Source organism: Chitinilyticum litopenaei DSM 21440 (assembly GCF_000428145.1).
GTDB classification, from domain to species: Bacteria; Pseudomonadota; Gammaproteobacteria; order Burkholderiales; family Chitinibacteraceae; genus Chitinilyticum; species Chitinilyticum litopenaei.
In genome coordinates, this window is sequence record NZ_KE386630.1 from 62,839 (window position 1) to 74,915 (window position 12,077).

The window sequence follows — 12,077 nt, forward strand, 5'->3', positions numbered from 1 at the left end:
AACACGCACAAGGCCGCTGCACGCAGCGGCCTTGTTGCTGGTCAATACCCCCGCGATTTCACGCGTGGCTCATTTGCAATGCCTGCAATCTGGCACTCAATGCACTCAGGCATAGAAGCCAAATTCCTGGGCCGCAAAATTGAGTGCAAAGGTATTGTCATAAATGCCGACGGTTGCGATGCCCATGTCGCCGCCAGTGTTGTAGATGGGCCCGATCGAGAACGATCCCGAATCAACCACCACGTCATAGCCGCCGGATGCCTTCAGCACATCGAAATTGAAACCGACGTTGAAGCCGAGGTCGGTGTCATTGCTCAGGGTCGCCTGCGGATCAAGACTGAGGGTGAATTCCACCTGCCCGTCATTGTCCCCGCCCTGATCGATCAGCGAGGCATCCGCGAGCAGGATGTCCGCGCCAAAGACAAAAGCCTGATCGACGCCATTTTCAAAATGCAGCGTGCCATTGAAGCCCTGCTCCTGCATCAGGAAGCTTTGCAGGAAATTCAGCCCGCCATACACATCCAGGTCGAGCACTTCAAGGTTGCCCCAGACGACGCCAATGTCAAATCCGACATCGAAGGGATTTACGCCACCAAGGAAAATATCGGCCAGCGCCTGATCGACATCGACATTCAGCTGCAGGAAGTTGTTGCTCTCGCCGTCGGCGGAAAACGCACCACCGCCGTCGGCTTCGGCATCCGTACTGATATTGGGCCAGGCCAGCGTGGCGGACAGGCTGCCAAACGGATCGGGAAACGGGATTTCCAGTTCGAGATCATCGCTGTTGAGATTGAGGATGTTCTGGGTGAAATTATTGCTGCCACTGACGGAAAGAATGTTGCCGGAATCCAGTTCGATGTCGTAGGTCAGCGCAGCGCTGAAGGCGTAATTGAAAATGAAATCGAGAATGTAACTGCCTTGCGGCCCCTGGGTGGCAAAGTCACCGCCGACCAGCATCTGGCTGGAGCTGATCAGCAGCATGTCGGTGGCCTTGTTGTAATTGGTGTCGACACCAAATTCATAATCCAGCCTGGCATCGACCTCACCGCCTTCGAAGGTCAGTGTCGACTGGAAACCGGCCTTGACATCGGCGCTGACGCTGTAGCCGATCAGCCCGCCCGATGAATCGCTGAAGCCGTCATCGACGCCCAGGAATCGATCATCGGTGAAGACAAATTCTTCCCCGCTATCCCAGATGCTCTGGTCCGTGGCCAGAAAGCTGGGCGCGTAATCGTTTGCGGTAAAGTCGAGCACGATGGGCACGGCAATGCTGCGGCTTTCCTCGTCGCCGTTGGACACTTCTTTGGCCACCGCCGTCACGCCAAAATCAAACGACACATCTTCGCCCGTGGGCAAGGTCAGCAGGAAATCCTGCACGAGCTGATCCGGTTCATCGCCGGGATTCAGCGTGCCCGGTTCAACCGTCACGCCCTCCGGCAGCGCCTGCAGTTCCAGCCGGTCTATGTATTCGGAGCTGTCGGCATCCGTCTGGGTGGCCGTGACCCTGACGATGACCTGGTCAACCGATTCACCCGCCAGGGCCTCGTACTCCAGATCCGGCACATCCGCCACGGCTTCGATCGTGATGTCGACGTCGGAATAATCCGTACCGCCATTGTTGTCGGAGATCAGGTATTCGAAATGGTCAGTCCCTGCATAGTCGGCATCCGGCGTATACAGGATGGCATCGTCGGCCAGGCTATCCGCATCGTCGCCGTCCACGATCTGCAGCGTGCCATGCGCGACACCGCGCACATCAACGATGGACAGCTCATCGCCATCGGCATCGCTGTCATTGAGCAAGACCTGGAAGAGTTGCGCCGTCGGAACATGCGTGGGCGTGGCCAGATCGGCGACCCCATCCTCGCGGATGGCATAGCTGTCATCGACGGCATCGGGAGCGGCAGGCGCCAGCACGGTGAGCTTCGCGGAATCGTTGCGCGCGCCGCCCAGGGCACCGATGCTGCTCAGCCGTGCGCCAAACTGCACATTGGCAATGTCGTCCAGACTGAGATCGGTCAGCCCGGTGAGGGTAAACGCGGTGCTCTGGATGTCATCGCCATTTTTCCGGGCGATGCCCTGGGTGCCGAATTCGACACCGAAATCGAAAGGCTCGGCAACACCGAGCAGGTTTGCACCATTGCCAAGATCAATCACATCAACGCTGTCATAGCGGTTGACCTTGCTGCCAATGGGGGTGAGGCCGGGCAGCTTGTCCGGCGAGTTGAAATCGAAAAACAATCCGCGCAGGTCGGCGGTGCGATTGCCGGCGTTCAAGACGGAAAGCGTGAACTGGAGATCCCCGTCCGCCTCCACGGCCTTGACTTGCACGCTTGGCGTCGTCGCCGACCCGGGAATCACAAAGGTAATGCTGCGCTCGAAAACATAGGTGTCCATGATCTACCCCTTAACAACGAGACAGCGATCAGGCCACGAACTTTTCTGTACATCCCCTCGGCCCGATCACAGACCTAAAGGCAACCCGGCCATCTCCGCAGAGACCCGCAGTTTTCCGTACCCGTTTCGCAACGGGGTTGGCGATGAAACAGTAAGTCTGATTCAACGCTAGCCCAACACCTTCGAGAGTCAACACCCCCAAACATCAACGAACACAGAAAGAACAAATTCGAACGTCCGTCGGAGAATTCGACCATTCGGGCGAATGGCGTTGGTCCTGCTCAATCCTTGTACTCCACCTCCAGCTCCGTGAGTCGGCCAGCCCCGCAAGCGTGAACACAGAATCAGGCGCGGAATTGCTGCAGGTCTTTCTGCAGTGTTTCTGCGGTATTGCCCAGCTTGCCGGCGATGGCGTGGATTTCGCTGGCGTGGCCGGCGGTGCCCTGCAGCTGGGCGCTGGCCTGTGCGGCGGTGCTGGCGATATGGTGCACGGCGCTCTCGATGCGCTCGGCTTCGCTGACCGCTTCGCCGGCTTCGCCGGCGGTCTGCTGCAGCAGTGCCGCCAGTTCGCCGATTTCGCCTACGGCAGCATCGGCGGTTTGCACCAGTGTCTGCGCGCGCGCGGCCATGCCGCTCATGTCGCGGGCGGTCTGACTGATGCCGTCGACCACCCTGGCAATGGCCTGGCGGGAATCGGCCAGCGAGCTTTGCGTCTGCCCGGCAAGTTTGCGCACCTCGTCGGCCACGACGGCAAAACCGCGCCCCGCTTCACCGGCACGGGCGGCTTCAATGGCGGCATTGAGCGCCAGCAGATTGATCTGGTCGGAAATACCGCCAATCACATCCAGCACACGTGTCACCTGGCCGGTCGAGCCGGCCAGCCGTTCCAGCTCGGCAGCCAGTGCGGCGCTGGCACCGGAATTGGCATTCACCGCATCCAGCATGCCGGCAAAGCTGGCGCCGGCCGCGCCTAGCTGATGGCTGGCATTGCCCACGCGGTCACGGGTAACGCTCGCCTGGCCGGCCGAGCGCTGTGCGGCTTCGGTAATGGCCTGTACATCCTGATGCAGCGACTGGATATGCCGGGTGCTTTGCTGCAGGGTGGCCTGCATGTCCTGCGCCAGGCCAAGGAACTGGCTGGCGGCCGTCGCGTTGTGCATGGCGCTTTGCCCGGCGCGGCTGAGTGTTTCGCGCAGCAGCTGCAGCAGCTGGTCAAGCTGGTTCATCATCGCGGCGACTTCGTCGTGACCGTCATCCTTGAGTGACTGGCGCAGATCGCGCTGCCCCGCCATCTCGGCAATACGGCCGGCACTGCGCTCCAGGCGGCGGGCAATCTGGCGGGCGGCGAACCAGGCGAGCACGCTGCCCAGCGCCAGGCACAGCAGCGCCAGCTGGACAATATGGACCAGCTCGTCGCGCTGGGCGGCGGCCAGCTGCGCGGTGGTGACATCGGCGCCGATCAGGTAGCGCTGGCCATCGGCGGTGGTGACCGGCAGGAACACCGAGCGGAAAGCGCCATACTTGTCGCTGTATTCGGCAAACTGTGGCTTGACCTCCTGCCAGGCGCGCAACACGGCCGGGTCGGCGTCGGCGTATTCCTCGAAATGCCGGGAATAGCTGCCAGCCGCTACTTCGCTGTCGGGCGCACCATCACCGATGTAATACACTTTGCCATCGCGCACGGTCAGCAGATAGCAATAGGCCAGACCGACGCGCCGCGAGTATTCACCCAGCCGGCGCACCAGCGGCAGGTATTCGGCATCGGCAATCGCACCGGCCTTGCTGGCGCGGGCGGCATAGTCGGGCGGCAGCATATAGGGCACGGAATTGGCGGCGGCCACCAGCCGGGCATCGATGCTGCGCCGCACGTCGCTGGCCTTCCCGGCATAGCTGCTGATGCTGAAGACGACGATGGCGAGCACCTGCACGGCGAGCAGCCAGAGCAGGATTCGGACAAAGAGGGAAACCCGGTTGTGAGTGCGCATGGCCTGTTCCATGGTAACGAGCATGTAGCGATCTGGCGACAAATACTTACACCAAAACAAACTCCACGCAAGCAAATAGAAATCAGGAATCCGTAAAGCGCATCAAAAAGGTGCAATGCCTGCTTGCCCGGTACTGGAACTGGCGCTGATCAGCAGGATTGCCAAGCGCGCTTCTGATTAGCAAGACTTCTCAGCAGACCACAAAAACCTATGAACCACAGGGACACAGAGGAAGCAACACCCTGCGAAATGCCTGGACGTGCTCCCGCTTTTCTCTGTGCTCTCTGTGGTTGATTCGGGTTTTGCCGAGAGATCTTGCCAATCAGGAGCGCGCTTAACCGGGCTGCCGGGGGGAAGCGGCAGACCAGGCGGGGTCTGCCCTGCCGGCCACGGCCAGCTGGGCGCACTCGATGCGGTCGCGGCCCTGCTGCTTGGCGCGGTACAGCAGGCGATCCACCGCCTCGATGAATGCCCTGGCGCTCATGCCCTGTAGTGGCGTAACACTGCCCAGGCCAATGCTGACCGTGAGCGCCGGCTTGCCGCCCGGTTTTTCATGCGCAATGCCCAGCCCGGCGATCAGACGCTGGCAGTGCTCGGCCACCTGCAGGGCGGCGGCCTCGTCCGCTTCCGGCAGCAGGATGACGAACTCCTCTCCGCCAAAGCGCGCCACGATATCGCGGGGGCGGCCCGCCGCATGCTGCAAGGTCTGAGCCACCCGCGTCAGGCATTCATCGCCAAGGATGTGCCCGTAGCAGTCGTTGTACTGCTTGAAAAAATCGATATCGAGCATGATCAGCGCCAGTGGCAGCCCTGTGCGCTGCGCGCTGGCCCACTCCGTGTCAAGCGCAGCATCGAACTTGCGGCGGTTGGCGATGCCGGTCAGGCCGTCCTTGAACGACAGGGCCTCCAGCTCTTTTTGCAGGCTGAGCAGTTTCTCCTCGGTCTGTTTGCGCTCGCTGATGTCGAACATGAAACCGATCAGACAATCCACCTCGCCGTCGTCCCTGCGCACCACATGCACGACATCGCGTATCCAGACATAGCCGTTGTCTTTCGTGAGCGCACGATAATCGGCCTCGTGATCGACTCCGGCCTGCGATTGCGACACGCAGAAATTGACCACCTGCTCGCGATCATCCGGGTGCATGCGCTGCACCCAGTCGTCAACCGACACCCAGCTCTCCGGGCTCCAGCCCAGCAGGGGCTCAATCTGCGGGCCGATATAGGCAAAGGTCTTGCTTGCCCAGTCGATTTTCCAGGGAATGGCCCTGGTCGACTCCAGCAGGGTCTTGTAGACCGCATTGTCGGTATTCAGTGCTGCGCGCATGTCGGGCATTTCGGACACCTCCCGTCCCTGTATTGCCGATCCGCCCGGGCCGGCAGCCCTGAGCATCAGGGCCATCTTTGCGGTGCCGGAGCCTGCCGTCCAGTGCCGCCGGACAGGCAGGGGGCTTGACGGCATAAACTGTTGATTGCCTGCCACATTGCCATGCCGCGCACGCCGCAGGTGATGCAAACATGCAGTCTGCTCAGGCAGGCAGCAGGTGGATGGCAGCCCTGGCGTTGCGGCAAGCAAGCTGCGCCTGCAAAGCGGGGATTCGCCGTCACATGTTCAACAGCCCACCTGGGCAATTCAGCGCGAGTCTCACCGCCGGGAGGCTGCACAAACACCAGTTTGTGGATCGTATCAGCCTATAGCCAAGCAAGTGCAACGGATACAAGGCAATACCCTGAAAGGGCAGATAGACAGGACGTTTCAGCCTGCTTGCCGCCATTGCGCCACCTCACGGGCATTACCTGCCAGGGGACGGCATGCTGCGCCACAACTACAGGCTGGCAGGGCAGGCTGCCCATCAGGCAAGCCAGCGATCTCCCGCCAATTCGCTTGGCATGGCCACACAGAATGTAGCAATATCGACATTATTGCATCGATTACTACAAACCAACTTGGCAAACCCATCACTGCACACCATGAACCATCTGCTGCTGATCGTTTCCCTGCCCGCCGCGAACGCCACGCTGCGCCAGCGCGTCTGGCGCGGGGTGAAGGCGGCCGGCGCGGCCATCCTGCGCGACGGCGCCTACCTGCTTCCCGCTTTCGCACCGGGCCGCGATGCGCTGGCGGGCTTTGCCGACGAGGTTTCCGCCGCCGGCGGCAGCGCCTTCTTGCTGACGGTGGACGGCGACGCCGCGCTGGACGGCCTCTTCGCGCGCGACGCCGACTACGCGGCGCTGATCGCCGACATCGCGCCGCTGCGAACGGCGCTGTCCGCCGCCAATCCGGACGAGGCGCAGCGCCAGGCGCGCAGGCTGCGCCGCCAGTTCGCCGCGCTCGCCGCCATCGATTTCTTCCCCGGCGCGGCACGCGACGAGTGCGACGCGGCGCTGGCCGAGCTGGAGCTGGCCTGCGCGCGCGCGCTGTCGCCGGACGAGCCCGGCCCCGCCGGCCATGCCATCGTCGCGCGCGGGCTTGCCGAGCATCGCGGCCGCGTCTGGGCGACGCGCCGCCGCCCGTGGGTGGACAGGCTTGCCAGCGCCTGGCTGATCCGCGGCTTCATCGACCCGGAGGCGCGCTTTCTGTGGCTGGCCAGCCCCGCCGACTGCCCGGAGCACGCGCTGGGCTTCGATTTCGACGGCGCGACCTTCAGCCACGTCGGCGCGCTCGTCACCTTCGAAACGCTGCTGGCGAGCTTTGGCCTGGCCGAGCCGGCGCTGCAGCAGCTGGCGCGCATCGTGCATTACCTCGATGTCGGCGGCACGCCGCCGCCTGAGGCCGCCGGAATCGAGCGCGTGCTCGCCGGCCTGCGCGATGCGATTGCCGACGACGACGCGCTGCTGGCCGCCGCTTCCGCCGTCTTCGACGCGCTTTACACCAGTTTCACACCAGGAAAACCGCAATGACCCATCCCGCATCCCGACAGGAACAGGCCCAGCTGGCCGCCCCGCCGTCGGTCAGCTTCTGGCAGGCCTTTCTGTTCTGGCTCAAGCTCGGCTTCATCAGCTTCGGCGGCCCGGCCGGGCAGATCAGCATCATGCACCAGGAGCTGGTGGAAAACCGCCGCTGGATTTCCGAGCGGCGCTTCCTGCACGCGCTGAACTACTGCATGCTGCTGCCCGGCCCCGAGGCACAGCAGCTCGCCACCTACATCGGCTGGCTGATGCACCGAAGCTGGGGCGGCATCGTGGCCGGCGCGCTGTTCGTGCTGCCTTCGCTCGTCATCCTGATCGTGCTGTCGTGGATCTATATCGCCTTTGGCGAGCTGCCGCTGGTCGCCGGGCTCTTTTACGGGATCAAGCCGGCGGTGACGGCGATTGTCGTGCAGGCCGCACACCGCATCGGTTCGCGCGCGCTGAAGAACGGCTGGCTGTGGGGCATCGCCGCCGCGTCCTTCGTCGCCATTTTCGCGCTGCAGCTGCCCTTTCCCGCCATCGTCGCGGCGGCAGCGCTCATTGGCTATATCGGCGGGCGCATCGCGCCGGACAAGTTCCGCGCCGGCGGCGACCATGGCAAGGCCGACCAGTCCTTTGGCCCCGCGCTGATCGACGACGGCACGCCGACACCCGAACACGCGCGCTTTCGCGCATCCAGGCTTGCGCTTGTCGTCGTCGCCGGCGTGGCACTCTGGGCGCTGCCGCTGGGCCTGCTCACCCTGCAGTTCGGCTGGAGCCACGCCTACACGCAAATGGGCTGGTTTTTCACCAAGGCGGCGCTGATGACCTTCGGCGGCGCCTACGCGGTGCTGCCCTATGTGTACCAGGGCGCGGTCTCGCACTATGGCTGGCTCACCCCCACACAGATGATCGACGGGCTGGCGCTGGGCGAAACGACGCCGGGGCCGCTGATCATGGTGGTGGCCTTCGTGGGCTTCGTCGGCGCCTATGTGAAGGCGCTGTTCGGCCCCGATGCGGCCTTCCTTGCCGGCGCGTTCGCGGCCTGCCTCGTCACCTGGTTCACCTTCCTGCCATCCTTCGTGTTCATCCTTGCCGGCGGCCCGCTGGTCGAAGCCACGCACGACGACCTGAAATTCACCGCACCCTTGACCGCGATCACCGCCGCGGTGGTCGGCGTCATCGTCAACCTGGCGCTGTTCTTCGGCTATCACGTGCTGTGGCCCAGGGGCTTTTCCGGAACCTTCGACTGGGCGTCGGCGCTGATCGCCATCGCCGCCGCCGTCGCGCTGCTGCGCTTCAAGCGCACGGTGATCGAGGTGCTGGCGGCGAGCGCCGCCATCGGCCTGCTGATCCGGCTGCTTAGCACCCAAGGATAGTGGCACGTATGCAGCCAAAGCCCTTTTACAGAAAGGGCTTCACGGCTATACGTACCAAACTGCAAAGCTGATTAAGTAGCCAGCTCAGCAACTCGTCACCTGATTAGCAATACTTCTCAGCACGTCATGCCCGCGAAGGCGGGCATCCAGTATCCACGCGGCATTACTGGGTTCCCGCTTGCGCGGGAACGACGATTTTTACCGTTTGCTGAGTCTTCTTGCTAATCGGGACTCGTCATACCGGCGCGCCAGCCCGGGCGCGTCGGCGCGGACCTGTGCCGCATGCACTGAGCTGGCGGGTGTCAGCCCTGCCCAAGGTCGAGCAGGTGCCCCATGCGCTGCTGCTTGGTCAGCAGGTAGCGACGGTTGCGCTCGCCCAGGCCCACCTGCGACGCTTCGCGCTGGACGGCGATGCCGGCAGCTTCCAGCGCGGCGATCTTCTCGGGGTTGTTGGTCAGCAGCCGCACCGTGCGCACGCCGTGAAACGCCAGGATGGCGCTGGCCGCCGCGTAGCTGCGCGCCTCGGCCGGCAGGCCCAGCGCCAGGTTCGCATCCAGCGTGTCCATGCCTTCGTGCTGCAGCGCATAGGCCCTGATCTTGGCCGACAGGCCGATGCCGCGGCCTTCCTGCCCGCGCAGGTAGATCAGCATGCCGCGCCCCGCGTGGGCGATGCGCCGCAGCGCGGCGTCGAGCTGCGCGCCGCAGTCGCACTGCACCGAGCCCAGCACGTCGCCGGTCAGGCATTCGGAATGGATGCGGCACAAGAGCGGCTCGTCGCCGCCCAGCTGCGCCGGATCACCGGCGATCAGCACCATGTGCTCGTTCGGGTCGCCATCGAGCCGGAACACCTGCGAATGAAAAACGCCGTGCCGCGTGGCCAGCGGTGCTTCGGCGAGCAGCGCCAGCCCGAAGCTGGCGTTTGCTGCGGAGCCCGGGATTGCTTCAGGAGTAAAAGGAGGGTTGGGGGTATTCACGATTCAGGGCCCAGTTGCCGAGTTCAGCCAGCGTGTAGTCTGCCGGATCGTGCAGCGTATGGGTACGCACATTCCGCCAGAAGCGATCCAGTCGCAGCCGGGCGTGTGTGGCACGCGGCGTGGCTGGCAAGTTCGTACCGGCCCCATGTCACGCAGCACAGCGGGCAGCAGGTATTGCAAACGTGGCCTTGCGTTTGCGCCCCGGCCAGAATGGCATAAAAAAAGCCTGCAAATCAATGATTTTGCAGGCTTTTTCAGTAAATCCCGAAGCTTGTCAGGATTTGCAAATGGTGCCGTCAGTGAGACTCGAACTCACACAGCCTTAGGCCACTACCCCCTCAAGATAGCGTGTCTACCAATTTCACCATGACGGCGACGACCACTTGTTTTCTTCGCTAGCGAAGAGGCCGGAACTATAACCAGTGCCGCCGGCCTTGTCCAGCCCCCTGCGCGAATTTTATTGGCGCCAGTATTTGCCCTGCCAGCTGTTGCGTGCGGCCAGTGTCGCGGTCAGCCGGGGGGCCAGCTGCGCGAGTCGCGTGCTGCTGGCCGGCGCCAGGCGCAGCGCTGGCGGCACCTCGCTGCCGACCCGCTGGATGGCGATGTCCGGGCGCAGGCGTTCGAGAAAATCAGCCAGCAGCTGCAGATATGTTTCGCTGTCGAGCACCGGCACGGTGGCAGGATCGCGCCGCCAGTCGTTGGCCAGCTGTGTGCCCTTGACGATCTGCAGCTGGTGACATTTCAGCGCGGCCAGCGGCAGCGCCGACAAGCTGGCCGCGCCCGCCAGCATGCTCTCGCGGCTTTCGCCGGGCAGACCGAAGATCAGGTGGCCCGTGACCGGCAGCCCGCGTGCGGCAGCGCGGCGGACCGCATCGGCGCTGCAGGCAAAGTCGTGGCCGCGATTGATGCGCGCCAGCGTGGCGTCATCGGTCGATTCGATGCCCAGCTCCAGCTCGATGATGGCCCGCTGCGACAGCTCATGCAGGTAGTCGAGCAGCTCGTCGGCCACGCAGTCCGGTCGCGTGCCGATCACCAGCCCGTCAATGCCGGGATGCGCGAGCGCGGTTTCATAGGCCAGCCGCAGCCGCGCCAGATCAGCGTAGGTGTTGCTGTAGGCCTGGAAGTAGGCCAGCCAGCGCCGGGTTTCCGGGTAGCGTCGCTGCAGGAAACGCATCCCCGTATTGATCTGCAAGCCAATATCATCATTGCATTCACGCAGATACCCTGGAACAAAACCCTGATTGTTGCAGAAAGTGCAGCCACCGCGCCCCTTGCTGCCGTCGCGGTTGGGGCAGGTAAAGCCGGCGGCGACCGAGATTTTCTGCACCCGTCCGCCATGTCGGGCGCGGGTCAGGTCGTTCCAGGAGAGATAGCGGCGCGCTGCAAGCGCGGCAGGAGGTTCGGGACAGGTCATGATGCTTGCTGGCAGAATGGAGGTTGCCGGCATGCTAGCAAGGCGCACCGCAGCAGACCCTGCGCTTGATCAGAAAAGCCGGGCTTGCCGACGATTAAGATGGCGCCTGCAGCGCAGCGCCGGCCCGCGCTGGCAAGACGCCCGTCATGCTGCCATGCTATAGACAGACCTGATTGGAAGCCTGCTCGGCATGCAGCAAAAACCTTTTTGAACCACAGAGACACAGAGGCCACAGAGGAAAAAATCCGGAGAAATGCACAAGATCGCCTTCTGCTTTTCTCTGTGATCTCTGTGCCTCTGTGGTTAATTTGGGTTTTGCCGAGAAGTCCTGTTCATCAGCCAGAAATTCCAACCGGCCACCATCCCGTTCCCAGATCACATCATCAATTTCGGAGAAAACCATGTCCCCTACCGCCCGTTTCCAGCTGACCGCGCGCCCGAGCTCCCGCCTGCCGGAGAGCCTGCGCAACAGCGATGCCATCCGCCAGGCGCTGAGCCAGATTCACGAGCGCTATCCGGATGGCATGCAGCTGGATGCCGCCGATCTGGAGGTGCTGAGGGAAGCCTCGCGTGCGCTGGCGCGCCGCATCCTGCCGGGCAGCGTGGTGGATGTGTCGCTGCAGTTCCCGGCACTGTGCGACATTTCCAGCGAGTTGTTCCGCATGGTGCGCAACATCCGCCAGGACATCAAGGACATCCTTGGCGACCATGAGGACGAGCTGAAGGACAACTGCGTGGGCGTGCTGCAATACGAGGCCGAATTCCGCACCGAAATGGCGCCGGCGCTGGCACGCTCCATCCTGCTGCGCAACTTTGCCAATCTGGTCGACAGCGTGCTGCTCGCGCAGATCCGCTTTGCCAGCGAGAACATGGAAATCGAGCTGCACATCCAGGAATTGTGAGCCGTTTGCCGGCCATGAAAAAAGGACGCCGCGGCGCAATGCCGCTCAGTTAAGCAAAAAGCTCCGTCAGGAGCTTTTTGCTTTTGTAACATAGTGCCCCTTTAAACCGCGCTGCATCCCGACAGATCAGCCTCCTC

General features: G+C 63.1%; 8 protein-coding genes, 1 tRNA gene and 1 riboswitch. Of the genes, 3 read left to right on the top strand and 6 right to left on the bottom strand.

From position 1 onward, the window contains the following. Positions 1–105: 105 nt before the first annotated feature. From C515_RS0117770 to C515_RS21880, 3 genes are all read right to left on the bottom strand, one after another. The gene (locus C515_RS0117770; RefSeq protein ID WP_028456588.1) at positions 106–2,397 is read right to left on the bottom strand and encodes an Ig-like domain-containing protein; all 2,292 of its coding nucleotides are present in this window, start codon (positions 2,395–2,397) and stop codon (positions 106–108) included. A gap of 76 nt (positions 2,398–2,473) precedes the next feature. Continuing rightward, a riboswitch (cyclic di-GMP riboswitch) is annotated at positions 2,474–2,549 on the bottom strand. 192 nt (positions 2,550–2,741) lie between these two features. Beyond that, entirely contained in the window at positions 2,742–4,382 is a 1,641-nt protein-coding gene (locus C515_RS24215) for a methyl-accepting chemotaxis protein (RefSeq protein ID WP_158380879.1), read from the bottom strand. Between the two features lie 334 nt (positions 4,383–4,716). Then, positions 4,717–5,718, bottom strand: coding sequence for a GGDEF domain-containing protein (locus C515_RS21880; protein ID WP_245575059.1), 1,002 nt, complete (start codon positions 5,716–5,718; stop codon positions 4,717–4,719). 635 nt (positions 5,719–6,353) lie between these two features. On the opposite strand from C515_RS21880, the gene C515_RS0117785 reads away from it, so the two are divergent. Both C515_RS0117785 and chrA read left to right on the top strand, forming a co-directional pair. Beyond that, entirely contained in the window at positions 6,354–7,283 is a 930-nt protein-coding gene (locus C515_RS0117785) for a chromate resistance protein ChrB domain-containing protein (RefSeq protein WP_028456590.1), read from the top strand. Further along, a complete protein-coding gene (chrA, locus tag C515_RS0117790; RefSeq protein WP_028456591.1) occupies positions 7,280–8,650 on the top strand; it encodes a chromate efflux transporter in 1,371 nt (456 codons plus the stop codon). The genes C515_RS0117785 and chrA overlap by 4 nt, the downstream gene beginning before the upstream one ends. Before the next feature lie 302 nt (positions 8,651–8,952). Here chrA and ribA read toward each other — a convergent pair whose 3' ends face one another. From ribA to mnmL, 3 genes are all read right to left on the bottom strand, one after another. Then, the gene (ribA, locus tag C515_RS0117795) at positions 8,953–9,555 is read right to left on the bottom strand and encodes a GTP cyclohydrolase II (protein WP_373277262.1); all 603 of its coding nucleotides are present in this window, start codon (positions 9,553–9,555) and stop codon (positions 8,953–8,955) included. A gap of 357 nt (positions 9,556–9,912) precedes the next feature. Next, positions 9,913–9,998, bottom strand: a tRNA-Leu gene (locus C515_RS0117800). An 83-nt stretch (positions 9,999–10,081) separates the two neighbouring features. After that, positions 10,082–11,038: a tRNA modification radical SAM protein MnmL/YtqA gene (gene mnmL, locus C515_RS0117805; RefSeq protein WP_028456593.1), complete on the bottom strand. Its 957-nt coding sequence runs from the start codon at positions 11,036–11,038 to the stop codon at positions 10,082–10,084. Positions 11,039–11,439: 401 nt separating this feature from the next. Between mnmL and C515_RS0117810 the strand changes: the two genes are divergently transcribed. Beyond that, positions 11,440–11,940, top strand: coding sequence for a hypothetical protein (locus tag C515_RS0117810; RefSeq protein WP_028456594.1), 501 nt, complete (start codon positions 11,440–11,442; stop codon positions 11,938–11,940). Positions 11,941–12,077 lie beyond the last annotated feature (137 nt).